Consider the following 24,983-nt stretch of genomic DNA (forward strand, 5'->3'; position numbering starts at 1 on the left):
TATATATTGCAGGGCTAACGTAAATGGTGATGTGCTTTTGCCGACTGTTTGAAACAAAGTTTGATAGGCTTCATCTAACAACCGGAAGTGAGCCGGATTGAATTTTTTTGAATTTTTTTACACATACTTCGCTTAACAAATCGGTTGAGGTGAAGTTATCATGTTTGGTAAATTTATTAAATTTATTTTCAAAAAATCATCTTATAAAACCTCGTCTTTAATAGATAATAAGCGCTATACTGAACCTCTCCAAATAAGAATTCAACAGAACATTGAAGCCAATCAAGCTCATCTTAAGAGTACATTGGGAAAAAGCGATGATGTCATTTTCCGGGAATTTGAACTGAATACCAAAAAAACTGTAAAAGTATTGATTTGTTTTATCAATGGAATAGTAAATTTAGACTTTATTAATAAGAATATTATTAAATCGGTCATGGAGCCGTTAGAGCTGGCTGACTTGAACGGCAGCCAATTTAGTTCCCGAATGATTAAGGTCTTTAAGAATCACATTTTGAGTGCCGCCGAATTAAAAGAAGCGGATTGCATGGATAAAGTGATCGATGCCATTTTATCTGGTGAAACCGCCCTATTTATTGATGGCTGCGATTCCGCTCTGACGATTAGTACGCAAGGTTTTGAATCAAGAAGCATTGAGGAGCCTAAAACGGAATCCGTGGTTAGAGGGCCACGAGAAGGATTTACTGAGGTGTTACAGGTGAACACTTCTTTAATACGCAGAAAAATTAAAAATCCTCAGCTTATATTTGAAAATTTAGTCTTAGGAAAACAGACGCGTACAACGATCTGTGTCGGATATCTTGATGGAATTGCCAACCCCCAAATTATTCAGGAAGTAAAGCAGAGGCTGAACCGAATCGATACGGACGCCATTTTAGAATCCGGGTATATCGAGGAGTTTATTAAAGACCATCCGTACTCTCCATTTGCAACCGTTGGAAATAGCGAAAAGCCCGATATTGTAGTGGCAAAATTACTGGAAGGAAGAGTAGCCATTTTATGCGATGGCACTCCGTTTGTTTTAACCGTACCCCACTTGTTCGTTGAAAACTTGCAAAACTCAGAGGATTATTATTCGCTGCCCTTTTTATCATCTGGAATCAGATTGCTCCGGTTTGCTGCATTTTCTATTTCTATTTTCACTCCGGCATTTTATGTAGCCATAAGCAGTTTCCATCAAGAGATGATTCCGACAGTTATGCTTATCACGATGGCGGCGTCGCTGGAAGGAACTCCATTTCCGGCAGCATATGAAGCTGTGCTTATGGGGATCGTTTTTGAATTGCTCAGGGAAGCCGGTGTGCGTATGCCGCGGCCTGTCGGACAAGCCATCAGCATTGTCGGGGCGCTGGTCATAGGAGAGGCGGCTGTCAATGCGGGAGTCGTCAGCGCCCCGATGGTTATCGTGATCGCCATCACCGCCATATCCAGTTTTATTGTTACGACTTTATATAATGTGATCGTTCTGTTCCGGTTTTTTATTCTGATCTTGGCTTCCACCGTTGGAGTATACGGAATCTTGATCGGCACATTTATCCTTCTCGCGCACATGTGTTCTTTAAGATCTTTTGGAGCTCCTTATTTAGCGCCGGTCGCCCCCATTATTTGGAACGAATTAAAGGACTCCTTGATTAGGGCTCCTCATTGGCTAATGAAATCAAGGCCCCGGTCCATTACATGGAGCGATTCGACGAGACAGCGTATATCCTTGAAGCCGGTGCCTTCAAAACCGAATAAGGAAGGTGACGACCATTGAAAGGCAAAATGGGTGTGGTGCTGCTCCTTGCTGTGCTCTTGACCGGTTGTTGGGATGGTATACAATTGGATGAGATCGGCATTGTCATGTCGATCGGGTTAGATAGGGAGCCAGATACGGGGAAAATAATCCTTACCGCGCAAGTCATACGGCCCGGCGCACTAGGAAAAGAAAAAATGACAGATGAAGCCCCGGTAATCCTCGTCACCGGGAAAGGTGATACCATTTTTGAGGCAATCAGAAGCATGGTGAAGATAATGGATCGTAAAGCTTTTTTCGCCCATACGAAAGTCATTGTAATAGGAGAAGGAATTGCCAGACAAGGGATTATGCCGGTTCTTGATTTTTTTGCGCGAGGAAAGGAGATGCCGAGATACGTCTGGCTATGCGTGGCAAACAATGCGCAGGCGCGAGAAATATTGGGAGTGAAAAACGGAATCGAAAGAATCCAGGCTGTCTATTTGAAAGAAATGATCCAAAATCAACGCTATAACTTGGGGATAAGTAATTCCAATATCATCGATTACTATAAAAAAGCGCTGGGAGACGGAATCAATCCGGTGATGACCGCATTGAAAATTGTTGAAAAATCAAATCTGCAAGTCGAGGAAAAACAGTCGTCCACCAAGGGGGTTAAGCTTTCGGGGACAGCGGTTTTCAAAAATGATCGGTTGGCCGGATATCTTGATGAGATGGAAACCAAGGGAATGAATTGGATCCTTGACGAAGTGAAAGGCGGAGTTGTTACGTTCCCTTCTTTTATGGAAGAGGGAAAGCTAATGTCGATTGAAGTGCTTAGAGCGAATACAAAGATCATTCCTAAAATAAACGACAGCAGGGTTACTTTCGCCATTGAGGTCAGTGGAGAAATTTCCGTCGTTGAAACACAAAGCTATCGCATGCTGAATCGGCCAAGTGAAATACTTAAACTTGTAGACCAAACGGAAAAAGCAACGAAGAAAGTGATAATGAAAGAAATCAAGGCGGCTGTGGAAAAGGCGCAAAAAGATGTGAAATCCGATATTTTCGGTTTTGGAAGCGAGTTAAACAAGAAATATCCCGAGAAGTGGAAAGAGATAAAAGGGGAATGGAGCGACATGTTTCCTAATATCGATTACACCGTAACGGTCAACATTAATGCCAAAAGAACCGGACTACAAAAATCTCCATTTGAACCCAAAGAATAGAGTTCTTCACCGCCTGACCATCTTGAGCAAAAGTAGAATGATATGATAAAAAAGAACCAACAAGAGGGCCCCTGTATAAAAAATGCCTCCAAATATCAGAATGACTGCCACGAGGCCCAATTGTTTTAACGTAGAAAGGTCTATCGGAAGAAATTCGAACAAGCGGTATCACCTCGTAGGGATAAGTTTGCTTTTAACCCAAAGGATCATTAAGACCAGCGCCGGACATATGATTTGAAAAAAAGTTTGGATATTGCGGTCCATTATCTCTCCTGACCAGCGTTGAAAGGGGAAACTTCTATAGAAAACGATCGTAAACCAAGTCGTGCAAATGCCGGTGATCACAATAATCCACTTCTCATTGCCGATTTTGAACAATGACTTGACTGCCAATACCCCTCCTCCGAAATAAATGGTCATTTTGAAAAAACCGCCGATAAACATGACCACAACAACGACGACATCCAGATTGGTTAGAATATCCATGACGTTAACGATTTTAACCAGATCGTAAAATGGAAAGGTAGCGTTTGACGCATATTCGACACCTAATACCGAAATCAACATGATGGTCGAAACAATAATGAAAACTCCAGATATTCCAATCGCAGCCAACGATATTGGGCGCATCGAAGTCTTCCTATCCACCAAACTCCAATATAGGAGAAACACCACGATTTCACCGAACGGGAAGTTGACGATGCCAGGGATCGTTGCTTGCAGAACCGGGTTGATTCCGTTGGCCAAAACAGGCTTTAACTGGGAAAAATCAGCTTGCCCCGAAGCGTAAATTAGTGTGTAAATCACCAGATTAAAGAGCACTACAACAGGCAGCATCAATTCGCTTAAACGTGCCAATACTTCGTATCCCAGGCAAAGTACATAAACGCTGGTAAGCATAAAAAGGCCAAGAACAACCACTATCGGGGTGGTAGGGAGAAAAATCGTAACGATAAGCTCGCCAAACTCGCTAAGTACAAACGTAGAGATATAAAAAAATAGAGTATATAAAGGCAAATCAAAGGGACCGCAATCCACTTCCCCAAAACGGTACTTAGAATTTCAACCCAGTTTTTCTCCGGATAATAGCTTTGAATTTTCGTATAGACCCAGAGAAGAACAAAACCTAAGAGCATCGCAATCAGAATCGCCAACCACGCATCTTGCTTTGCCTCGATTCCTCTGGCGAAAAGGGTGGTGCTACCGATTTCGAACAGCATTAGCAGCGAGAAAAGTTGTGTTTTGCTAAAACCCGCCATTTTATGAATTCCATCCTTTAATATTTATTTAACTTGCAGGAACAGGATAGGAATGTCCTATGTAGTACTAGTCATTTTCACCATAAATCAAGCCATCTATACTTTCAAACACTTGATAGTGTATTCCCCTTCCCCAAAAAAACTTGCATTTCCATGCTTTCTGCGTTATATTTGACCTATCAAACATTGATAAATCAAATATTGATAAGTCAATTTTAGCACTAATCCGTTTAAAGAAGGTGAGAATTAGCATAATGTGCTCTTCGATGGAGTCCGTGATTTTATATAAACTGCATTTTCTCAGTAAAGAGATCAACTCGAAATTTTCCGAGTGCACAGGCATCAGCCAATCGCGGTTTGAGCTGTTGCATCATCTTTATCAGACGGAAGATGAAGTGAGTCAGCAAGAACTCCAAAAAGAGCTGAACATCGATAATGCGGCGATCACACGGCATTTAAAACAGCTTGAAGCGAGCGGCATGATCTCGAGACGAAAAAAAGAGAGCGACAACCGAGTCACGCTAGTGCGGCTCACCGACCAAAGCCGGCAAAAAATCGGCACGTTTGAAAAGGAAAAGAAGCGTTTGGTCGAGATCATGCTCAAGGATATTCCTCAGGAAGAACGGGAAATTCTGCTCGATCTGCTGAACCGGATTCAACTTGCGATTAAGGAAATGTAACCAACCGAACAGAAACAGACTAAAAAGGAGAAGATAACCATGACCAATGCGCAACAAACCAATGATTTCAAGGAAATTGTCACCGGACGGCGTTCCATCCGCAACTACGACCCATCCGTAAAGATCAGCAAAGCAGAAATGACCGAGATCCTGACGGAGGCCACGACTGCTCCTTCATCCGTAAATATGCAGCCGTGGCGGTTCCTCGTCATTGAAAGCGAAGAGGGGAAAGCGAAGCTGGCCCCGCTGGCGCGCTTCAATCAGACTCAAGTGACCACCTCGTCGGCGGTAATCGCCGTATTCGGGGATTTGAACAATTTCGATTACGGTGAGGAGATTTACAGCAAAGCCGTCGAGTCGGGATACATGCCTTTAGAGGTAAAAGAAAGACAAATGAGCGCCCTGAGCGCGCATTTCGCAAAGCTGGACCCGCAAGTCAATAGGGAGACCGTACTCATTGACGGCGGCCTGGTGTCCATGCAGCTTATGCTTGCGGCCCGTGCACACGGGTATGATACTTGCCCTATGGGCGGCTACGAAAAAGATCAAATCGCCGAAGCTTTTGGCTTGGATAAAGAACGTTATGTGCCGGTGATGCTCCTTTCCATCGGGAAAGCGGCCGACGAAGGATACCAATCCGTCCGCCTGCCGATCGCTAAAGTAGCCGAGTGGAAATAAAGCGAAAAAGGGAGATGTAAAGATGATCCTCATACATGCCGGATTTCAGGTAGACCCCATGAAGGAAGCCGATTTTTTGGCTGAAGTTGGTTTGTTGGTTAAGGCTTCCAGGGGAGAATCAGGAAATCTGTCGTATCAATTTTTTAAAGATACGGAACAGGAACATAAGTTTATGATGGTGGAAGTTTGGAAAGATGCGGCGGCGGTGGATGCTCATAATTCAAGCGCGCATTTTACTTCATTCGCTGCTAAGGCGAGGGAGTTTTTGACCGCTCCGTTGGATATACAAGTTTATGACGGACAGCCCTTGAAGAGCTAAAGAAGACTTTGGGACAAGGGGGCGTTTATGGAAACATTGGCGGTTATTTTTACTTTGCTTGTAGCCGTGGAGCATGTATATATCATGCTGCTGGAAATGGTTTTTTCCACGAGCAAAGCGGCGCAAAGAACATTTGGACTGACAGAGGAATTCCTTAAAGATCAAAGGGTCAGGACTTTGTTTGCCAACCAAGGGTTGTACAACGGCTTTTTGGCGGCAGGTTTGTTTTGGGGAGTTTTGTTTGCGCCGGCACCTCATAACACATCGATCCAGCTGTTTTTCTTGGCTTGCGTAATCATTGCCGCGGCGTTCGGAGCCGTTACCTCAAACAGGGGAATATTAATAAAACAAGGTATGCCGGCCATTTTGGCGATCATTTTCGTCCTGCTTTCCTTGTGACGAAGACTCGTTGAGATTCCGACTCCGCAACACGCGGGTCTGGTTAAACTGTATTTATTTGAGCTGCGAGAAAGTAATTTTCTTGCAGCTCTTATTTTTATTTTCACCTTACCGAAAGAAAGCCCCCCCCCTTAGCCTCCTAAAGAGTATCCGGACGGGCGCCAGGAAGCCGTTCAATTTTCACGAAGATGGCCCCGTGCGGCATTTTGTTGGGCCGGGGCCTCCCGACTTCCGATTTTTAGCCATAGTCCGAGTGAAAGCACAAAGCAAGCCAACGTAAGGGAAGCTACGGCCATAAATTGGCCCGTCCATCCGTACAGGACGCCAGCGATATAAGAGCCTGCGGTCGTGGCCCCGTACATGACGGCATTGCTTAGAGCAGCAATCGTGCCCCGGGCTTGATGGGAGAGCGATTGAAGCTCGGCCATCATCACCGGAAACAGGGTGCCCATGAGAAGGAAGATTGCAAACAATCCGGCTTTTACAAAAAACGGAGAGGGGGACACGGAGATACCGAGATATAATGCGCCTGCCGCGCCCAAAGCAAACACCAACACCCCGCGTTTCCCGAAACGCTTTACGGCCTGGCTCCCAAACAAACTGCCGAGCAAATTGCCGAGTCCCAAAAACATCATGACCTGGCCTGTTTGCGCAACGTCCAACGAATAGGCGTCAGCGAGCCAGGTTCCGAGAAAGCTGAAAGCCGCAAAATTGCCGAGCTGAAAAGCAAAGTAGGCGATGAACGAAATTTTTCCGTTTTTAGCTGTGAGAACGCTGCGGTAGCTTTGGAGAAAGCGAAGACCGGACGCTTGCCGATTCACCTGTCCCGGCGGGAGGTCGGGCACTAAGAAGCGAATCAGAACAGCAAGCAGCAAGGCGCTGGCACCCAGGAGAAAGAAAGGGAGCGACCAGGTTCGGGCCGCCATAAAAGCCCCTACCGGGACCCCCAGGGTTTGGGAAATGGCAAGGCCCCCCGTGACCATTCCCATGGCTCTGAGAATTTGGTGAGAACGGACGACGGAAGGGATCGAGGCCCAAACCTGCGGGGTGACAACGGCCGCCGAGATGCCGGAAAGAGCGCGGAACAGCAGCATTACGGCAAAATTGGGAGCTATTCCGCATAAAAAAGTCGATACGGCGAAGCCGATCATCCCGTATAGCATCACTTTTTTTCGGTTCCATCCATCCGAGAGGGGCCCGATTACCAAGGCGAATAGGGCGTATCCGAGCGCATAAGCACCGATCATCCATCCGGAACTTGCTACCGAAATGCCGTAAGTTTCCCGCAGCACGGGGAGTAGCGGGGAGATCAGAAATGTGTCCGTGCCGATTAGAAACATAAGTAAAAAGTAAAGAATGATAATTCTGTTCATGAGGCAATCTCCTTTGCAACAATGATTTAGTTATGTAGTACAACAACTATTGAACTAATAGACATAAAATAGAGTCCTTGCGTCATAACGACTCAAGGAACCCCGGAAGAAAAGTGGTAAACGCTGCTTTGTTGATAAGAGGCATCCGATTTCTTTAGTTCAATAGTCATAAAACTAAGATACATAAATTTAATGGAGATTGCAACTCCCCGGTCCTCATATTTGTGTTTTGCAAGTTTATGTCGAGCAAATCAGGTTGTTACCGGACTGCTGCTGCATAGCTTGATTTTCCCATGGCTTCATTCAGCAGGCGAACGGAACGCAGAATCGTTTCTTTTTCGAATTCGGTTAAGTGCAAAAAGATTTCCTCAAATGTTTCGGCCATTTGAGCGTCGATGGAAGCGGCGATGAACTGACCTTCAGCAGTTAGAGACAAATTGTAAACCCGGCGGTCTCCGGCATCCGGATTCTTCTTCAACAGTTTCATTTTAACGAGCGATTGGACCTGTCTGCTGAAGGTTGTAATATCCGTACCCAGCGCATCGGCGATTTCCTGCATCGACGGCTTGTGCCGGCGGCTTACTTCGTACAGGATATGGCTTTGAACCAGCGAAATTTCAGCGCCGCCGGCCGTACAGCAATTTTTGCTCAATACTCCGAAACGGCGGGTCAGCATATGAAGCAATTCACGCGTATTCTCCATATAAAATTCATCTCCTCTTGATATTTAGTTATAACGTATTTGGTTGCAGGATGCAAATATATATTGAATAAAAAAGCGGCTAAACCGGGGGAAGTCCCGTGTTTGACCGCTTCCGTCTTTTCCTGATTCATTTAAATGACATATACGTATTCCTTGGACTCCTGCTTCTTCAGCCCGAATTCAAACGTATCCTGGCGAAGCCCCCGCCGCATCGTTTCCAACGAAAGTATTTCCGTCGGAGGAATATTGCCCAAGTGCACGCCCGGCCCGAATTTGCGCAAAAACAGAACCTGCTGATGCTTTAAGGGCGCTTCCCACATCAAACGGTTCAGGTCGGGCACAAATTTCAAGACGTCGTCCAGCAGATTCGTCCGGCATTCGCCCTTTTCGTCGAAAACGCCGACCCCCGTACCGGATTCGCGGGCCTCCACCGTCAACAGTTCGGCGCCGGCCGCCAGATCCGTTTCGAACGTTTCGGCAAGGGAGGCGGCATCGATCAGTGATCCGGACAATTTTTTGCCATGTTCCGTGAACACCATTAGCCCTCGCTGCTTGCCTTCCTTGATCAGTTCGGTCCGCTTTTGTCGCGGAAGGTCAATCGTGCCATCGGACACCTCGATCCCGTTAAAGCCCAGGCTGCAGACGGTATTGAAAAAGTCGGGGATGACACCCTGCTGAACGGCCGTCTCCAAAAGCGTCCCTCCCGGCATGACGACGATGCCGTGACGTTTGGCCAGGTTGATTTTATAAAGCAGCAGTTCGGTGCTGTATAGAGGGGCCGTGCCGAAACCGAATTTGATGCAGCTGATATAGGAGGAGGCCGTTTCGATCATGTCCGTAAACGAATGCCTGCCCAGCCCTTTATCGATGACCATCGTCTGTCCGCGTCCCGTCCCTGCGGCACTGTTGCAAAGAGCCGGCTCCGCTGCGGAATCTTGGCGAAGTCCGCTCGGATCACACAGCTCGGATGGCCAAACTCCACGCAAGGAATTTTTCATTTGAAATCTCCTCAATTCTTTAGACTTTTCATGTCATCAGGTGACATTGATATCTTATGCGTGGATACCCTGACAGGTGCCCAAAGCGAGGAGAGGCCAGTAAAACCGTCACTCCGCCAATTTGGCGGGAGGCTTGATCAAGAAGAATACCAGGCCCAACGTGATGAAGGACAAGGCCGAGACGGAAATGAACACGAGCCGGTCCGATTGATCCATCATCCAGCCGAACAAAGGCGGACCGAAAGCGACGCCCAAAAAGCGCAAGCTGTTATACAGGGAGGTGATCATTCCCCGTTCGCTTTTCTGGACAGCCCCCGTGATCATTGTATTTAAGCAGGGAAGAAGAAGCCCTGTTCCGATGCTGCTTAACGTGAGCAATCCGATGAATACATAAATGTTTGTAAAGAAGAAGATCGTGGCGGCGAGCGAAACGCTCATCATCACCAGTCCGATATTCATGAGCCAGCGAATGAGGGTGCCTTTTTTCTTGATCAAGCTACCTGTCGTGTATGAGGTGATGACCATGCCCAGCAGCGGGATAGCCAGGATCAAACCTTTCACGACGCCTTCGATTTTATAGGGCGGATCTTCCAGCGTATTCGATAAATAAAACAGCACGCCAAAGAGAATAAAAAGCCCCAGGGATCCGGCGAAAAAGGAGGTGATAAGCCAGCGCCCTTTTTCCTTGAAGATTTCCCCGATTTTGCCGATATAGCTCTTCAGATTTTGTTTCTGCTCATGCTTTGGTTCCTTGATCATAAAAAGTACGGCCAGCAGGGATAGCGCGCAAAACACCGGAAAGGCAAAGAAGGAGGCGTACCAGACGATCAACACGAGCAGGGAGCCGATAATCGGGCTGAGTACCTTGCCGACGCCGTTGGAGGCTTCGATCAAGCCAAGCGCTTGGCTCTCCGTTCCCCCTTTGTATAAATCGCCGACCAGCGCCATGGCGATCGGTGCCGTTCCGGCTGCGGCCATTCCCTGGATGGCCCGCGCTATGATAATAACCGTATAGGAGTCCCATACCGCGCCGAAGCCCGCAAGCAGCCCTGCCGCTCCATAAACGATCAGCGCCGGGATAATGATCACTTTACGCCCGAACCGGTCCGACAAGTAACCGATCACCGGGATAAAAATGCCGGCGGCCAACGAAAAGATCGAGATAATCAAGCTGCTTTGGAATTTGTTGATGCCAAGCTCTCTCTGCATTTGCGGCAGAACCGGGACCAGCATCGAATTGCCGAAGACCAGTACGATCGGGATGGTGGCGATGGCGATGAACTCCCAGATTCGGCCTTTGCTGCCGCCGCTTTTTTTCTTGTTCTCCCTTGTTTCTGATGTTTCCGATGGGCGGCTCAAATCGATATCGCTCTCAAAAGTAATGTTCAGCTTTCGGGATTTCGTTTTTGCCATAGGTTTAATCTCCTCTGAACGGAAATGTACTATAGGTTAGACTATCCCGCTTTGAGCTTCATTATTTGCAGTTTCGAAAAAGGCTCTTTTAACTGCTGCATCCGCCGCCGCAACTGCTGCAGGAAGAGCCGCCTCCGTCGGATGAACCGCCGCTGTCGGAGCAGGAGGAACCCGAATCATGATTCGAGCCGTGCGAGACATCCCCGTGGTGATCTCTCCGGTCATCGCTTCCCGAACTGCAAGCCGTGCCGCCGCAGCTGGAGCCGGATTGCTCTTTCTTAAGCTGTTCCTCGGGGGTCAAGTAATCCGAGAAGTTGGCCGGGTCGGTCATGGAGAAGAAAATGACGGAGCTCAGCAAAACATCTGTATTGTTAAAGTTAACGGGTTTGCGGACGTCTTCCGCTCGCTCCACCTCCAACCGGAACTGCAGCGCATCCTTCACGGATTGAATGGCTTTGCGAGCTTCGGGCAGTCGGTCGTAAGCCCAAGCATTAAATCGACCGCCTTGAGTGGGAGGGGCAGAAGCATCTCTGTATGCCTCCAACTCTTCGCGCGGGATCGGATGGCGGAAAAACCGGCCCCACAACCGTTCGCTGTAAGGGTTCCAGCCAAAAAGCTCCACATAAACGAAATCGAACCAAGCCCGCTCTCCGGGGATCGGAACGGATTCGGCAGGGTTGGGGGAGTGATGCAGCATCCGGCCGAGATATTTTTCCGAGAAAGCCTGGTAGTCCCGGGTATACATAAGCATTTCGTGCCAGACTTCATCCACCGCCTTACTGAACATGGGCACGCGATCCAAAACCGCGCACATGACATAAAAACGCTGCAACTCAAGCCAGCGCCATTCATATTCCCGCTCGCTCATTTCCGGATGTTCCCTTAGAACCCGCTGCTTAAGGGACTCTTCGTAAGACGCGGGGATCGACTGCTCCAGCTTGTTCGCGAGCGGCCACACATCACGGTTCCGTTCTGCGATCGGCGGAGGGGGAGGAGCGTTGCGTAAACTTTCTTTTGGATGACGAGTTGATCTTCTTCTCCTGGATTGGGATAATAAGAAAATGATGGTAATTGTAATGACTAGGATCAAGATGAAGATGTACATGCAATCTTCCTTTCTCATAAAGTCTTATTCTGAATTATGTCAAATTTAAACTACTCTTGCAAAACAATAAAAGGGAGAAGGAGGGAGGAAGTCAGTGTCCAAACCTGCGATTTACCTGATTACGGGCATCATGGCCAGCGGAAAATCGACGGTCGCCCAGCTGCTGGCCGAACAATTGGAACACTCTGTTCATCTTCGAGGCGATGTGTTTCGTAAAATGATCGTAAATCATCGGGTCGAAATGACCCCTGAGGCGGAACGGGCGGAGGCGGAAAGTCAGCTTCGGTTAAGGTACCGGTTGGCCGCCGAAGCCGCTGATACCTACGCTAACGCCGGATTTACGGTAGTGGTTCAGGATGTTGTAGTCGGTCCCCTGCTGAGCGATTTTATTGCTTACGTCCACAGCCGGCCGCTTTACGTCATTGTTCTGTGTCCCGATACCAAGGTTGTCGCCAAAAGGGAAGCGGAACGCGCGAAAAAGGGATACGGCGCGTGGACGATAGAGGCGCTGAACTCGGTTCTACAGCAAGAAACCCCGCGAATCGGTCTTTGGCTGGACACTTCTCGCCTCAGTCCGGAAGAGACGGTTGCGCAAATTAGGGCCCGGGCGAACCCCGAAGCTCTGATTATGACTTAAATCTCAAATCACCTTACTTCCGAGGAGGATGCACTATGATTTTGCTGGAGCCTTTCTATTAACTCTCTCTTCCGGATATCCGCGGACCTCCTTTTTGGCCATAGCAGGAAAAGAAAGTTAAAGCCCAAAGGAGGGATTCGGATGCGATCCGAACAGGAAATGTTGAACTTAATACTTAATGTAGCCCGAAACGATGAACGAATCAAAGCCGTTGCGATGAACGGTTCTCGAACGAATTTGAATGTTGCGCAGGATCTTTTTCAAGACTATGACATTGTTTATTTGGTCGACGACTTAAAATCTTTTATTAAGGATCCCGAATGGATCGATGTTTTTGGGGAGCGGCTGATTCTCCAGACTCCGGAAACGATGACCCTGGTTCCGCCGGAGGGCGGGGGGCGGTTCCCCTATCTTATGCTGTTTGCAGACGGCAACCGGATCGATCTGACCCTGGTTCCACTGGAAGAGAAGGAAATTTATCTCCGGGAAGATAAGCTGACGGCGATTCTCCTGGATAAAGACGCCATACTTCCCGAACTTCCTCCGCCAACCGATGAAGACTACCGGGTTAAAAAACCTACAGCCGCCTTATTTAGGGATTGCTGCAATGAATTTTGGTGGGTATCCACTTATGTGGCCAAAGGGTTATGGCGCAATGAAATGTTATACGCCTATGATCATCTGAATATCGTCCGCGGCATGCTTCTGCAAATGCTGAGATGGAAGGTAGGGTGTGAGACCGAATTCTCCTGTAGTGTGGGAAAAAATTCGAAATACTTGCCCCGTTACCTGGATCAAAAATCATGGGGACAGTTACTTCACACTTTTCCGGGAGGATCCATTGGGCAGATGTGGCGGGCGCTTAACGCGATGACAGAGCTATTTGAACAGACGGCACAACAGGTAGCGGCAGTTCTGGGAGCGGATTACCCACTGGAAGAGTACAGGAAAGTCAAAAACTACCTGGAGGATGTTCGGCAGCTTGCCCCGAATGCCGCAGTTTTTCAAAAGCGCCTGCCGGACGGAGAGCATTTGCGGCAGACGAACGGACCATTCCCCATGAGCCGTGATTCCCGGCTGAAAATCGCGGAGGAGATTAAAGAGCGGATTTTGGAGACACACGGGGAACGCGTTAAAGCGATCGGAGTCTATGGTTCCATGGGACGAGGAAGCGATGGATCTTACTCCGATTTGGAGATCCGCTGCGTGCTGAATAGCGCGGGAGAGGAATACAACCATGAGTGGTCGACCGGAGAGTGGAAAGCGGAAGTCAATTTCGTCAGCGAAGATATCCTCATTGAGGATGTCCGTACGATCGAAGGGGATTGGCCGCTTACGCACGGGCAGTTTTTATCCGTGTTGCCGCTTTACGATCCGGAAGGTTTCTTTATGAATTTGAAGCAAATCGCGATCTCCCAGGACAAGGTTAAATTTCGCGATGCCATCCGGGGGCTTTTGGTGGAGGAACTGTTTGAATATGCGGGAAAGTGGCGAAATACCGAGGCAAGGGGGACAGTTCCTTTTCTGCCTAGTCTGGCTGTGAAGGTGGCGGAGGCGGGGGCGATGCTGATGGGCCTGCATCACCGTATTTGTTTTACGACCGGAGCGCGTGTCCTGTCCGAAGCGCTGGAGCTGCCGGATCGCCCGGAAGGGTTTGATCGCCTATGCGAGCTTGTCATGACCGGAAGTCTATCCGACCCCGATAACGTATTGGAAGTATTGGAAGGTTACTGGAAAGGGGTGAACGGGTGGGCCGAACGTAACGGTTATACGATGAGTGCGACGCGGCGCATCCCGTTTTAACATGACAGTTAACGTCAAGGCACTAAGCAAGTCCGATCTCGGGCTCCCGATGCACATTCGCAATGAATTCACCGTGGATTCCGTTCTCCAATTGAGTATGAAAGACGGCGTTATCCAATACGAAGCGGTCAGCGTCCCTGCTTATACGAAGCACTACCCGGACGACCTTCTTCCGATGGCGGAATACATTGAGAATCCCGATAAATATTTGGTCATTGCGCGGACGGATCAAGCGATCGTCGGCCTGGCCGCAGTGAGCAGAAACTGGAATGGGTTGGCACTTCTGGAAGAGCTGAAGGTGGATACCGACTACCGTCGGCACGGCTTGGGAAAACGGCTGATAGACGTGGTTAAGGAGTGGGCGAGAGTCCGGGGGATGGCCGGGATCATGCTGGAGACACAACATAACAACGTGCTGGCGTGCAAGTTCTATGAGGGCTATGGCTTCACGATCGGCGGGTTCGACCGATATGTCTATAAAGCCATAGAACCTTCCAAAGATGAAGTGGCTCTGTACTGGTATCTTATGTTAAGCTAGCCAACAATTTTAATTCACTCCATTAATTAATAGGGACTAATTTATGTAGTGAATTAATGGAATGACCCAAGGGAAACAATGGAACAAAAAACAGACCTTGCAGTTCCTTTCGGTATGCAAGGTCTGTTTTTTTGTTCATCTCATTAATATCTTACTTTTCAACAATTTTAATTTCCGTGATCGTGACTGTTTCCGTAGGGGAACTCGGTTCTCCAGTGTAAGGATTTGCTTCAACCGGGGTGGCGGCAATCTTATTCACCACGTCCATGCCTTCCGTTACCTTGCCGAAGATGGTGTAATCCGGCTTTAATGTACGGCTGTCATCACCGGTACAGATGAAAAACTGGCTCCCGTTCGTATTAGGTCCGGCATTGGCCATAGCGACAATCCCGGGCTCGTACGCGTAGTTTGTTTTCTCGTCTTCAAATTGATACCCCGGTCCGCCGGCACCAGTTCCTTCCGGATCTCCAGTTTGAATCATAAAGGATTGAATAATCCGGTGGAAGATCACATCATTGTAGAACCCTTGCCGCGCAAGAAAAACGAAGTTGTTCACGGTCTTCGGGGCGTCTTTGGCAAACAGTTCAATTTTGAAGTTGCCCTTCGATGTCGTAAATTCTGCCTCATAGGATTTCTTGGTGTCGATCTCCATCTCCGGCGGGTTGTCCCAGCTTAATTTCTTCTCCGTTTCCTGCGGCTTTGCAGCCGGTGACGTTTGCTCCTTCGTTGCTTGCGTTTGCTCTGTTGTTTCTTGCGTTTGCGCCGCCGACTCTTCCGTTTTCTCACCGTATTTACTGCAGCCGCTGAATACGAATGCAGCAAGCAGTAGCATAATGACTGGCAGCACTACAAATTTCTTGCTCATCAGTGCTTGATCACTCCTTTTTACAAACCTTGATATATCATACTGATATTTCGACAAAAAATCCAGTTGATAATGGAATAAACCGCCGGGAAGGCGGAGAGGTTAGGGATAACCTTGTTGATTGGGGAATGTTGCGAAGGCAGGTGATTCTCATATCCATATTTAAAAAAAACGGGTTATGGCTGACGATGATCTTGCTTTGTCTAGTTGGCAGTGGATGCTTTAAGCAAGGTCAGGCGACCCGGGAACCGGATTTGGTTCATGTAAAATCGCTGAAAGGGCGCGAGTCGAAAAAAGTGATCCTTATTGTCGCCGACTCTCTAATGCCTCAAGCCATTAAGGACGGATTGACCAACAAAAAGCTCCCGGCCTTTCAGTACCTGATTGAGCATGGGCAGTACTATAGCAATATGGTCAGCTCTTTTCCCACCATGTCCGTCACGATTGACAGCTCGCTGCTTACCGGCGCCTATCCGGATGACCACCGGATTCCCGGTTTAACCTGGTATTCCACCAAGGATCAGGAACTGATCAATTATGGAACGGGGCCGCTCGAGGTCGCCACGCTTGGAATAGATCCGGTTTTGACGAATGCCGTCATCCATCTGAACGGACGTCATCTGAATCCCCAGCTGCCTACGATTTATGAGGATTTGGCCCGTCTTGGGAGGAGAGCAGGCAGCATAAACGGGTTAATATATCGGGGAACCGAGAGTCATACTTTATCTCCTCCCGCATGGATGCATGCTCCTACCTCACTGCCCAAATCCGTTACAGTCAAAGGACCGGACTTTTTGGCTTTAGGGGCCTTGTCCGATCCGCTTAAAGGGATCGTGAATTTGCCGGATGGTTTAACTCGGCGGATGGGAATGAATAATGATTTTTCCATCGAGACAGCCAACTATTTGATCAGGAACAACAAGCTGCCGGATTTTTTGTATGTGTATCTGCCCGATCTGGATAAGAAAATTCATAAGCAAGGCCCCTCTCCGAAGTTAAAAGGGGTCCAGGAGTTGGACCGACAGCTGCAAACGCTGCTGGACAGCTTTGGTTCGCCGGAGCAAGCTCTCCAGAAGGCCGTGATTATCGTGTTAGGAGACAGCGGGATGACCCGGATCTTGCCGCAACGGGAGGATTCGGTCATCGAATTACGTTCCCTTTTCAGAGGGTATAATGTGCTGCAGCCGGGTGACAAAGTGACGGACGAGACAGAAGCGGTTCTCGCGGTCAATGAAACGATGGCTTATGTGTATAATCTAAAATCGGATGAGCTGAAACCTTTTGCCGACATACTTAAAACGGATCCACGGATCGGCTTCATATCATGGAAGGAAAGGGACTGGATACATGTCATGCAGGGTGGCGGTACGACAATGCTGCGATTTAGGAAGAATGGGTCCCTGATCGATCCTTACCGACAGAAATGGTCCGTTGAACAAGATAAAATACTCCTGGATCTGAAAATTGACGCCGCCCGACGCCAATTAAACTACGGACGCTATCCGGATGTGCTGCGGCGGCTATATGGGGCCTTACATTCCCACCCCGGAAATTTCCTGGTTGTGACCGCCAAACCCGGTTACGAGCTGGCGGATATCAACTCACCAACACATCCGGGAGGGGGAGGACACGGAGCTTTCGGACAGGCGGAGTCGCTGGTTCCCCTTATCATTAGCGGCACGGAGAAACGTCCGCCGTATTTGCGGATGGTTGATTTAAAGGATTATCTGATTAACCTTGTGACCCAGTGAAGCTTGTCATTAATGGCCGAGCCGGCTCTCTCTTTGACCGAGGGAAGCGGCTCGGCTGGTTGTTTTTTTCTCCTACTTAAAAGTTTATATAAATATTATTATGTAAACTATTATTCATATCATTTAAACCGTATATGCCGCTACTGTGGCAAGCAATTGCAAACACGAATACATTAAGTTATAAAGTTAGCCATAGTAACGCTAGTTTTGAATCTTTCCCATCCGGTTAAAACAATTAAAAGACTGTGTGCATGGAAGGGGGAGCTAAAAACTTGAAAAGACCGCAAAACCGAAGGCCGTTTGTGACCATTTGGACGTCGATCTTATCCGTATTCTTCTTATCCGCATGTGCAGCGATTGAAAGCGTGGACGAGTCGTTAAACTATGTAAATGATGCAACGGGTTATATCCAGCAAGTCTCGGAGGCGGGGACTGAACTTCAGCAAATGGCCCAGGATGCTGTTAACAACGCCGATATCACTGCCCAATTCAAGGACAAATTAGAGCAGCTTCAAACGAAGGCAAACGAATTCAAACAGATTCATCCGCCGGCCATCGCCGAAACCATTCATGAGAAATTACTCTCCTATAATGACCAATTGATCACTGCGGTCACTAACTTTAACGAATCGCTGGCAGCGCAAGGCTTTAGCTTAGAGAACTGGCAACGAACCGGTATTCCCGACCTCATTGCAAATATTAACAATTTAAAGCAACAATTAGGTGAGCTTGGTGGTGGATAAGGGAAAATCCTGCCCCGGTCTGACTGAAATCGGGGCAGGATTTCATATCGTTCATTTATTCCGGCGTCTTCCGACTCTTAACCCGCTTAACAATGTCTTTCCAGTCGTATGTCTCATAGGATATACCATCCGGATTGAACGGATCATCTTCGCTTCGCACTTCCATGATCTCCATGCCGGTTTCCGCCAGTATGGAATAAGTCCCTTGAGATGCAATCGAGAACTGTTCGCCCGCCGCAACCTCGAATAACCGTCCCTTAAGAAGCACCTGTCCGCTCCCGGCAAGTACAGTCCAAGCCTTGTATCCCGACCGATGATTGCGCAGACCGATATGTTTTCCGGGAAAAACGGTCAGCTTCACGGTTAAGACGGTTGTATTTCCGTCGCCGGGGAACCTGTCGATCACCTGAAAATTCCCCCAGGTCGCTTCACCGTACATCGGTTGCTTCGGCATATCGCCCATCTGCGCTTTAATGTCATTGGAGGTTTTTTTGTGGGCGATCAGAATGCCATCCGGACTTGCGGCTGCGATGATGCCCGGAACTCCGATAACATGGACCGGATAGGGCAGCTCGTTAACGATATGAGAACCCGGGGAGTGGCCGGATATGCTGCCGTTGCCGTACACATTGGAATCCAGCAGGTCGGACAGCGCCTCCCAACTTCCGATATCCCGCCATAATCCCGGATAGGGCAGGACAACGGCCTGCTGCGCTTGCTCCGCGACTTGTTTGTCGAAACTCCTCTCGGGTAACTGTTCGTAAATGCGAAGTAAATCATCAAAATTAGCCGGGATGCCGGCTTTCTTCATATGGGAAAGCATAAAATTCGTTGAAAAAGCATACACCCCGCAGTTCCACAAAGCTTTACGCTGCAGAAGTGTTTCGGCCAGGTGAATATCCGGTTTCTCCAAAAATCGAGCCAAAGACATATACCCGGTACGTTCATGAACATCCGGCAAGATGTACCCATACTGATCCGAAGCATGGGTGGGTGTTGTCCCGATTAAGGCGATATCGGATTTTGCCGCCTTCAGGAGATCCGGAAGCAGTTTGAAGCTGGCAAAAAAATCGTCACCGGCGAAGACATCCGCCGGCGCAATGCAGATAATGTCCTCTTCACCTAATCCTCGGCGGGATTGTAGATATAACGTGGCCAAAGCCGCGGCTGTAAAAGTTCCCCGTTTGAACGGTTCGCCAATGACCGGAATTAAGCCCTTCGAATGCCGGGTAGCCAGGTTGGTTTGGCTTTGATGGGATATCAGGAGCGTTGAATCCAACAAGTTGGCTTGCGCCAGCTGACGGCACACCCTGCCAAGCATGGACTCCCTGCCGACACCGTCGTCGGGTGAAGGAAGCAGCTCCACAAACAATTTGGAACGCAGCTCATTGGAAGTCGGCCAAAGCCTTTTGCCGGCGCCGCCGCACAGAAGTACAAGATGCACGATCCGCTTCCTCCTTAAGTCCGACGGACTTTACTGTATATTTTTCGCTTATGAAAGGAGAGAGAGCGGTTGGTAAGGGCAAGCCTGCGGATTTGTTTCTCGTTTAATGAAGATGCGTTCGAATTCATGCTTTTGTTCTTGGCGCTCTTAAGCAGCGTACTGCCCGGAGCGATTGTATACATATAGTTGGCGTAAGTTTCGTACTCGGAAAATCCAAACTGTTTCTTCTTGTTGATACTGCGGATAATCGCTTGATACCAAGGCATCCGGTGTCTGGCTTCGATTTTTTTCTTCAGCGAGGCGAGCTTCGATTTTTCGAACAGCATATAATGGGTGACAAAAGATCGGGGTCTGGGGGCCTTCATCCCGAGCAGCTTGCGATAGGTGTTGAAGTATTCCGGCTGGCTCCAATCCCGGCAATAAAAAACCGTTTTCCCGCCGGTAAGAAAAGAATGGGGTTTGATCAACACGGTGTCCGCATCCACCACCAAAAAGTGATTGGCTCTGACAATATGATCTCCGTTCATTTTAAGCAGTTGTTGGTATAACCAACCCGAGCGGTTCCAGCGAGATGACTGGTAATGGATGTCTTTTTTCGTGATGGGAAGAACCGAGCTCTCATTAACAAAGACGCACTTCTTACTGGCACAGAGGCCTCTGATCCTATTGCTGGCGGGGGAAACGATATAAATACGCCCGATGGGTTGCTGTACGTAACGGCGAAGGTTATCAATGACATAGGGGAGGGTTCCCAAGTCTTTTTCAATAGCAGGTATTAGAATATCGATGACGGGCGCATGATTCAACCGTATTTCGTTTCGTTCCGGCATTTCCTCAACTCCCTGCGTAAAATATCCTGTCGGGTTCATGATATGTGTACTTGAGAGGATTTGTCAGGGCGTGAGCATGTATCTCGTTCTCGGCAAAAAGGGGCTCTTGAACCACGATAAGCTGGCCGGAGTTGCATATGATGGAAAGACCTTGAAAGAAAAGCGAGGAAGACTACCCAGCAGACAGGAGAGGTGTGGCGTGGGGCACGATAAGCTTCAACCTTTAAGGAGCAAAGGATTAAAGACAAGGGTGCTGCTCAAAAATGAATCCATCCGGCCGTTTATCCCCGATACACAGAAATTCAGCAAGGAGAATTTAAGGAGCATGATCAACCGTTATGGGATGGTTTATATTAAACCGGACCGCGGCACGTACGGAATGGGCGTCATCAAAGCCGAAATGGAAAGCCCGCGTTATTTTGCCTATCAAATCAATCAAAAGCGCCTGACATTTAGCCAATTCGATGCGTTCTATACGAGTCTTGCCCGTCAGATTCAAAAACGAAGCTATCTCATCCAAAAAGGCATCCACCTGTTAAAACACCAAAACCGCCGATTTGATATTCGGGTGATGGTGCAATTAAGTCCGGACAACCAATGGGAAGCCACCGGAGTCATTGGCCGGCTCGGCCACCCCAAAAAAATCGTGACCAATTATCATAGCGGCGGAAAACCGATGGATGTTCACAAGCTGCTGGAATCCCATATTTCCGCCCAGCGTCAAAACGCGCTAATTCAGGAGATGAAAGGGCTCGGGCTTCGAATCGCCCGTCATATGAAGAAAACTTACCCGCATTTGAGACAAATCGGCGTTGATATCGGCCTCGACCGAAGTCTAACCCCTTGGATTATTGAAGTGAACGTGAAGCCTGACCCGTATATTTTTAATCAATTAAAGGATAAGAAAATGTACCGCAAAGTGATCAGATATTATCGTTATACCGCGAAGAAACTGAAATAACAAAAACAGCGTAACAAAGGGGTTGGATTCAAAAGCCTCCTGACCGTTAAACGGAAAGGGGGCTTTTCGTTTGGAACCGCAATTTGACTGTCAAAGTTGAGGTATGTTACGATCATTCCGAATTAAGTTATTTTAACGTCTAAGGAGACATGTTTTACATGTGTTGCATCTCATTCATTCGTATTCGTTAATGGCAGGTACAGAACATTTATAACCCGCAATCACTTATCCTTTTTTTAGGATATCTCGATGGGTTTATTTGTGCTGTGCCTTTTTCATTTACTATACGAATGAATGAGGTGCTTTTTGTCATGCCTAGAAACAATTCAAGACGTCATCAGGAGACGTCTAATTTCTCTGGACAACACTTCTTAATAAATAAAACCTTAATAAAAGAATTGGTTAGTCTGGCAAGGATCCACCCTGGTGATACAGTAATTGATATCGGTGCGGGAGGAGGGGCAATCACCTTTTCTTTAGCCAAGAAAGCGGGAACTGTCATCGCAATCGAAAATGATCCCGTAAGCATTCAGAAACTAAGAAGCAAAATGAATGAAGAAAATAACATAAAAATCAAGCAAATCGATGTTCTACGGTTTGAACTTCCACGAAATCCTTTTTGCGTGGTGGCTAATATACCGTTTTCGATTACCACTCCCTTATTCGAGAAGTTTTTGGGAGACCCATCCCTGCAACTGCAGCGGGCCGTTTTTGTCATCGAGAAAGGCGCTGCCAAACGTTTTACGGCTGTTCCTGTTACAAATCCGGTAATTCTGGCATGGAGAATGTGGTATGATATTCGGCTTGTTCGAACGGTCGCTCCGAGTAATTTTTCACCGCCACCGAGTGTGGATTCAGCCGTCGTAACTGTGATTAGAAAAAAGAATTCAATGGTTCCTCAAAACCTTCGCGGAAAGTTTACAGCCTTTGCTTCACATGGACTTCGATATCCCGGTTTACCTTTTTACGAGGTGATGGGAAGGGTATTTACGCCTCCGCAAATCGCAAAATTAGTGAAAGAGCTGAGAATAGATCGTAATCAGCCCATTTGTTCCTTAAATGAGGAACAGTGGGGCAGGGTATTCATCGCAATGACGAGACACGTTGAACCCTATCGATGGCCAAAGCTGCTCAAGAAAAAGAAACGTAGATAAAGGAGCGTTTCAGCATACGAAAGTACCAGCCGATATGCAATCGGCTGGTCTTCTCGTTAAGCCAACGGGCAGTTATATTCAAGTACTACTATAGTTTTCTTGCTTTGAATACAAAGGTAACAGGAAGCATCCTTGCTTTTTTTGCAAAATCACAGTTATCGTCCCGCGATTGCATAATTTCATCATCAGACTGTTCAATCATTTGCTCAATGACAAATCCCGCTTTTGACAACGCATTCACATAGGTTGATAGTTTTCGGTCCGATAATGTTAACGTACCTTCATCAAGTGATACCGAATACCAAGATTCATCAAAATAACATTTTTTAAAAGAAAGCATATTATTTTCTGCAACCACACACTTGTGTATTGGATGAGACCAACTGAAAATAAATACGCCGTCCTTTTTTAGGTAAGAAGCGATTCGGCAAAAAGTTCCCTCAAGGTCGGTGGTCCAGCCTATGGCATAAATCGAATAAACGAAGTCAAAATAATCCTCCGGAATACCACATTCTTCTTCCATGGGAGAACAGATCAATTTTGCTGAAAGACCGCACGACGTCAAATGTTGCTTTGTCTTTTCGATTTGTTTATCTGATAAATCCATACCCCATAGTTCAGATGCTCTTCGTTCCCCCAGATATTGCAAGGATTGACCGCTTCCACAGCCTATTTCCAGCATCTTTTTTCCTGAGACATCGCCAAAAAGTTGGCATTTTTCTTCTGAGACAAATGCTCCATAGAAAGGAAGCGCGGTTGCTCCTAAGATGTCATTTCCTTTAGTATCCCAAAAGATGCTGTTTGTTTTATGTATAGAATTCTTGTCCATGTCGACCGAGACCGCGCTGCCGACCTCGCCAGCGCCTATAATGTTTGTTCTATAAACAGAGTTCTTGTCCATGCCGGTACCATCCCCCAATATAAATTATATGAGCCAAAACGTATATCTCGATTTGTACGTTATCCCAAAAACACACATCGAACACAAACACTCTGCGCTATTGATCCGAAAATAATGTACCATCTTTATCTGGTAATCCCAAAAATGACGCTCGAATATAAGTTTTAGGAGGTATTTTTAGATGAACAGGCATTAACCGCTCATGCAGGTTCTTCTTGGACAGCGACTCATGAAGTATAGCAATGGCTGCCGCAGCTATTTTCTCGGAGGGAATATCTATGGTTGTGATAGACGGTGTAGAGTATTGGGTAGCATCCGGTCCGGTCATCCCGATGGAGATAATGGCCACTTCCTCTGGGATTCGAATATTCTGACGGTTAAATTGATGAATCATTCCCAGAACGATCGTATCTGATTCACAGAATAACACCCTGGGACGGTCTGTTATTTGTAGATATTTTTCCGCCGCTATCAGACCGCCAGCTAACGAATTTGGCGCCTTAATCATGTGCCGTTGTTCAACCGAAATCTGCTGCTTCTTACACTCTTCAAGAAAAGCGTTTATTCGTTGGCTTGAAGCAACATAAGGACTCTCTATAGCCGCTACTCCTATTTGCCTAATCGATTGTTTTGTCAGCAAAGAAACAGCCTCCGTCGCAACTTCCTCTGAGTCAACATAGACTGTGGAGAATATTTTTGACTTACGATTAATGAGCACGATCGGCATACGGGGCGATAACGATTCTAAGTAGGCAACGTCCGATTCGGAGGTAGCGCCTATAATAATTCCACTGTAGGAATTATTCTTGATCTCCTTAGCATCTTTGGCGATCTGATCATTCGTATAAATTCGAATAACTAGTTCGCATTCAAATTGTTTTTTTTCGATTTCGGACTGAATACCTGCCAGTAGTGCAGCCAGCATGTTCGTCCGAGCATCTAATGTCCAATATAAAGCAATAATCGGTTTGGCTTGATCCAAATTGCGTAAACGTCTTGCACTTACATTCGGTTGATAACCCAATTCGTCCATGGCTTTTACGACTTTATCGTAGGTTTTCAAGGGAATATTCCGTTCCTTCGCTTTGCCATTGACGACAATAGATACCGTCGACACAGATACCTCAGCTAACTTTGCAACATCCTTCATTGTAACCATTCTAAGGTCTCCAATCCAACAAATAATTGACTCTAAGCTTTTCTTTAAAATATCATAGCCAACTCATTAGTAAATGTGAACATTTGTGAAAAATAAAACATATCATTGATTTCTTAAGTTTATTGATTTAAAATGAGAATGTCAATTCAGTATAACGTTCTACTAAAACGATATACTTAATCACTATGATCACTTCGGCCGAAACTTTGAAAGGATGAGGGGGGATCTCCTTAAATTTAGGAACACCATTACCTTATTAGTACAACGTTGTACTTATCCGGGTTGTATTGTCAGTGCGATCGATAT

At 47.2% G+C, this 24,983-nt stretch carries 24 protein-coding genes and 1 pseudogene; 14 read left to right on the forward strand and 11 right to left on the reverse strand.

From position 1 onward, the window contains the following. Positions 1 to 160 precede the first annotated feature (160 nt). Complete coding sequence (locus V4U84_RS16400; protein WP_334077563.1) at positions 161 to 1,777, forward strand: spore germination protein; 1,617 nt, start codon at positions 161 to 163, stop codon at positions 1,775 to 1,777. After that, positions 1,774 to 2,964, forward strand: a complete 1,191-nt coding sequence (locus tag V4U84_RS16405; protein ID WP_334074472.1) for a Ger(x)C family spore germination protein — start codon at positions 1,774 to 1,776, stop codon at positions 2,962 to 2,964. The genes V4U84_RS16400 and V4U84_RS16405 overlap by 4 nt, the downstream gene beginning before the upstream one ends. 168 nt (positions 2,965 to 3,132) lie before the next feature. Here V4U84_RS16405 and V4U84_RS16410 read toward each other — a convergent pair whose 3' ends face one another. Next, on the reverse strand, positions 3,133 to 4,002 hold the full coding sequence (locus V4U84_RS16410; protein ID WP_334077564.1) for a GerAB/ArcD/ProY family transporter: 870 nt from the start codon (positions 4,000 to 4,002) through the stop codon (positions 3,133 to 3,135). Between the two features lie 475 nt (positions 4,003 to 4,477). Here V4U84_RS16410 and V4U84_RS16415 point away from each other — a divergent pair, with 475 nt between their 5' ends. From V4U84_RS16415 to V4U84_RS16430, 4 genes are read left to right on the forward strand one after another with little or no spacing between them, the layout of a single operon-like run. Next, the gene (locus tag V4U84_RS16415) at positions 4,478 to 4,903 is read left to right on the forward strand and encodes a MarR family winged helix-turn-helix transcriptional regulator (protein ID WP_416367258.1); all 426 of its coding nucleotides are present in this window, start codon (positions 4,478 to 4,480) and stop codon (positions 4,901 to 4,903) included. A gap of 39 nt (positions 4,904 to 4,942) precedes the next feature. Then, complete coding sequence (locus V4U84_RS16420; RefSeq protein ID WP_334074474.1) at positions 4,943 to 5,581, forward strand: nitroreductase family protein; 639 nt, start codon at positions 4,943 to 4,945, stop codon at positions 5,579 to 5,581. Positions 5,582 to 5,603: 22 nt separating this feature from the next. Next, positions 5,604 to 5,900, forward strand: coding sequence for a putative quinol monooxygenase (locus V4U84_RS16425; protein WP_334074475.1), 297 nt, complete (start codon positions 5,604 to 5,606; stop codon positions 5,898 to 5,900). A 27-nt stretch (positions 5,901 to 5,927) separates the two neighbouring features. Further along, positions 5,928 to 6,299 carry a DUF1304 domain-containing protein gene (locus V4U84_RS16430; RefSeq protein ID WP_334074476.1) on the forward strand — a complete coding sequence of 124 codons (372 nt, stop codon included), beginning with the start codon at positions 5,928 to 5,930 and terminating at the stop codon, positions 6,297 to 6,299. Between the two features lie 173 nt (positions 6,300 to 6,472). Here the strand turns inward: V4U84_RS16430 and V4U84_RS16435 are convergent, their stop codons facing one another. The 5 genes from V4U84_RS16435 to V4U84_RS16455 all read right to left on the reverse strand — a co-directional run bounded on the left by V4U84_RS16435 (position 6,473) and on the right by V4U84_RS16455 (position 11,744). Then, positions 6,473 to 7,672 carry an MFS transporter gene (locus tag V4U84_RS16435; RefSeq protein ID WP_334074477.1) on the reverse strand — a complete coding sequence of 400 codons (1,200 nt, stop codon included), beginning with the start codon at positions 7,670 to 7,672 and terminating at the stop codon, positions 6,473 to 6,475. A gap of 259 nt (positions 7,673 to 7,931) precedes the next feature. Further along, positions 7,932 to 8,375 carry a MarR family winged helix-turn-helix transcriptional regulator gene (locus V4U84_RS16440; RefSeq protein WP_334074478.1) on the reverse strand — a complete coding sequence of 148 codons (444 nt, stop codon included), beginning with the start codon at positions 8,373 to 8,375 and terminating at the stop codon, positions 7,932 to 7,934. 131 nt (positions 8,376 to 8,506) lie between these two features. Beyond that, positions 8,507 to 9,373, reverse strand: a complete 867-nt coding sequence (gene comA, locus V4U84_RS16445) for a phosphosulfolactate synthase (RefSeq protein WP_334074479.1) — start codon at positions 9,371 to 9,373, stop codon at positions 8,507 to 8,509. 108 nt (positions 9,374 to 9,481) lie between these two features. Further along, positions 9,482 to 10,786, reverse strand: coding sequence for an MFS transporter (locus tag V4U84_RS16450; RefSeq protein WP_334074480.1), 1,305 nt, complete (start codon positions 10,784 to 10,786; stop codon positions 9,482 to 9,484). 88 nt (positions 10,787 to 10,874) lie between these two features. After that, positions 10,875 to 11,744 carry a glycine-rich domain-containing protein gene (locus V4U84_RS16455; RefSeq protein ID WP_334074481.1) on the reverse strand — a complete coding sequence of 290 codons (870 nt, stop codon included), beginning with the start codon at positions 11,742 to 11,744 and terminating at the stop codon, positions 10,875 to 10,877. A 241-nt stretch (positions 11,745 to 11,985) separates the two neighbouring features. Here V4U84_RS16455 and V4U84_RS16460 point away from each other — a divergent pair, with 241 nt between their 5' ends. From V4U84_RS16460 to V4U84_RS16475, 4 genes and pseudogenes are all read left to right on the forward strand, one after another. Next, complete coding sequence (locus V4U84_RS16460; protein ID WP_334074482.1) at positions 11,986 to 12,528, forward strand: phosphotransferase-like protein; 543 nt, start codon at positions 11,986 to 11,988, stop codon at positions 12,526 to 12,528. 135 nt (positions 12,529 to 12,663) lie between these two features. Next, a pseudogene (locus V4U84_RS16465) lies at positions 12,664 to 13,494 on the forward strand (aminoglycoside 6-adenylyltransferase); the annotation flags it as partial. Between the two features lie 66 nt (positions 13,495 to 13,560). Then, on the forward strand, positions 13,561 to 14,331 hold the full coding sequence (locus tag V4U84_RS16470) for an ANT(4')-I family aminoglycoside nucleotidyltransferase (protein WP_334074664.1): 771 nt from the start codon (positions 13,561 to 13,563) through the stop codon (positions 14,329 to 14,331). Position 14,332: 1 nt separating this feature from the next. After that, a complete protein-coding gene (locus tag V4U84_RS16475; protein WP_334074483.1) occupies positions 14,333 to 14,869 on the forward strand; it encodes a GNAT family N-acetyltransferase in 537 nt (178 codons plus the stop codon). A 151-nt stretch (positions 14,870 to 15,020) separates the two neighbouring features. Here the strand turns inward: V4U84_RS16475 and V4U84_RS16480 are convergent, their stop codons facing one another. Next, on the reverse strand, positions 15,021 to 15,734 hold the full coding sequence (locus tag V4U84_RS16480) for a peptidylprolyl isomerase (protein ID WP_334074484.1): 714 nt from the start codon (positions 15,732 to 15,734) through the stop codon (positions 15,021 to 15,023). Between the two features lie 254 nt (positions 15,735 to 15,988). Here V4U84_RS16480 and V4U84_RS16485 point away from each other — a divergent pair, with 254 nt between their 5' ends. Both V4U84_RS16485 and V4U84_RS16490 read left to right on the forward strand, forming a co-directional pair. Beyond that, positions 15,989 to 17,485: an alkaline phosphatase family protein gene (locus tag V4U84_RS16485; protein ID WP_334077565.1), complete on the forward strand. Its 1,497-nt coding sequence runs from the start codon at positions 15,989 to 15,991 to the stop codon at positions 17,483 to 17,485. Between the two features lie 272 nt (positions 17,486 to 17,757). Continuing rightward, a complete protein-coding gene (locus V4U84_RS16490) occupies positions 17,758 to 18,228 on the forward strand; it encodes a DUF6376 family protein (RefSeq protein WP_334074486.1) in 471 nt (156 codons plus the stop codon). 55 nt (positions 18,229 to 18,283) lie between these two features. Here the strand turns inward: V4U84_RS16490 and V4U84_RS16495 are convergent, their stop codons facing one another. Together V4U84_RS16495 and V4U84_RS16500 are read right to left on the reverse strand one after the other, a co-directional pair. After that, positions 18,284 to 19,672 (reverse strand): sugar phosphate nucleotidyltransferase, encoded by a 1,389-nt coding sequence (locus tag V4U84_RS16495; protein WP_334074487.1) that lies wholly within the window; start codon positions 19,670 to 19,672, stop codon positions 18,284 to 18,286. Positions 19,673 to 19,686: 14 nt separating this feature from the next. Beyond that, a complete protein-coding gene (locus tag V4U84_RS16500) occupies positions 19,687 to 20,502 on the reverse strand; it encodes a DUF6492 family protein (protein ID WP_334074488.1) in 816 nt (271 codons plus the stop codon). A gap of 250 nt (positions 20,503 to 20,752) precedes the next feature. On the opposite strand from V4U84_RS16500, the gene V4U84_RS16505 reads away from it, so the two are divergent. Next, entirely contained in the window at positions 20,753 to 21,463 is a 711-nt protein-coding gene (locus V4U84_RS16505; protein ID WP_334074665.1) for a YheC/YheD family protein, read from the forward strand. A 311-nt stretch (positions 21,464 to 21,774) separates the two neighbouring features. Beyond that, positions 21,775 to 22,617, forward strand: coding sequence for a 23S ribosomal RNA methyltransferase Erm (erm, locus tag V4U84_RS16510; protein WP_334074489.1), 843 nt, complete (start codon positions 21,775 to 21,777; stop codon positions 22,615 to 22,617). 88 nt (positions 22,618 to 22,705) lie between these two features. Here the strand turns inward: erm and V4U84_RS16515 are convergent, their stop codons facing one another. After that, the gene (locus V4U84_RS16515; protein ID WP_334074490.1) at positions 22,706 to 23,518 is read right to left on the reverse strand and encodes a class I SAM-dependent methyltransferase; all 813 of its coding nucleotides are present in this window, start codon (positions 23,516 to 23,518) and stop codon (positions 22,706 to 22,708) included. A gap of 97 nt (positions 23,519 to 23,615) precedes the next feature. Continuing rightward, a complete protein-coding gene (locus V4U84_RS16520) occupies positions 23,616 to 24,677 on the reverse strand; it encodes a substrate-binding domain-containing protein (protein WP_334074491.1) in 1,062 nt (353 codons plus the stop codon). Between the last annotated feature and the right edge of the window lie 306 nt (positions 24,678 to 24,983).

The sequence above is a fragment of the Paenibacillus sanfengchensis genome, assembly GCF_036864765.1.
GTDB lineage: Bacteria > Bacillota > Bacilli > Paenibacillales > Paenibacillaceae > Fontibacillus > Fontibacillus sanfengchensis.

What these genes read in the sequence shown, in the direction of transcription:
- V4U84_RS16400 (WP_334077563.1), top strand. Translation starts at nt 161, where the DNA reads ATGTTTGGTAAATTTATTAAATTTATTTTCAAAAAATCATCTTATAAA.
- V4U84_RS16415 (WP_416367258.1), top strand. Translation starts at nt 4,478, where the DNA reads ATGTGCTCTTCGATGGAGTCCGTGATTTTATATAAACTGCATTTTCTC.
- V4U84_RS16420 (WP_334074474.1), top strand. Translation starts at nt 4,943, where the DNA reads ATGACCAATGCGCAACAAACCAATGATTTCAAGGAAATTGTCACCGGA.
- V4U84_RS16425 (WP_334074475.1), top strand. Translation starts at nt 5,604, where the DNA reads ATGATCCTCATACATGCCGGATTTCAGGTAGACCCCATGAAGGAAGCC.
- V4U84_RS16430 (WP_334074476.1), top strand. Translation starts at nt 5,928, where the DNA reads ATGGAAACATTGGCGGTTATTTTTACTTTGCTTGTAGCCGTGGAGCAT.
- V4U84_RS16435 (WP_334074477.1), bottom strand. Translation starts at nt 7,672, where the DNA reads ATGAACAGAATTATCATTCTTTACTTTTTACTTATGTTTCTAATCGGC.
- V4U84_RS16440 (WP_334074478.1), bottom strand. Translation starts at nt 8,375, where the DNA reads ATGGAGAATACGCGTGAATTGCTTCATATGCTGACCCGCCGTTTCGGA.
- comA (WP_334074479.1), bottom strand. Translation starts at nt 9,373, where the DNA reads ATGAAAAATTCCTTGCGTGGAGTTTGGCCATCCGAGCTGTGTGATCCG.
- V4U84_RS16450 (WP_334074480.1), bottom strand. Translation starts at nt 10,786, where the DNA reads ATGGCAAAAACGAAATCCCGAAAGCTGAACATTACTTTTGAGAGCGAT.
- V4U84_RS16475 (WP_334074483.1), top strand. Translation starts at nt 14,333, where the DNA reads ATGACAGTTAACGTCAAGGCACTAAGCAAGTCCGATCTCGGGCTCCCG.
- V4U84_RS16480 (WP_334074484.1), bottom strand. Translation starts at nt 15,734, where the DNA reads ATGAGCAAGAAATTTGTAGTGCTGCCAGTCATTATGCTACTGCTTGCT.
- V4U84_RS16500 (WP_334074488.1), bottom strand. Translation starts at nt 20,502, where the DNA reads ATGCCGGAACGAAACGAAATACGGTTGAATCATGCGCCCGTCATCGAT.
- erm (WP_334074489.1), top strand. Translation starts at nt 21,775, where the DNA reads ATGCCTAGAAACAATTCAAGACGTCATCAGGAGACGTCTAATTTCTCT.
- V4U84_RS16515 (WP_334074490.1), bottom strand. Translation starts at nt 23,518, where the DNA reads ATGGACAAGAACTCTGTTTATAGAACAAACATTATAGGCGCTGGCGAG.
- V4U84_RS16520 (WP_334074491.1), bottom strand. Translation starts at nt 24,677, where the DNA reads ATGGTTACAATGAAGGATGTTGCAAAGTTAGCTGAGGTATCTGTGTCG.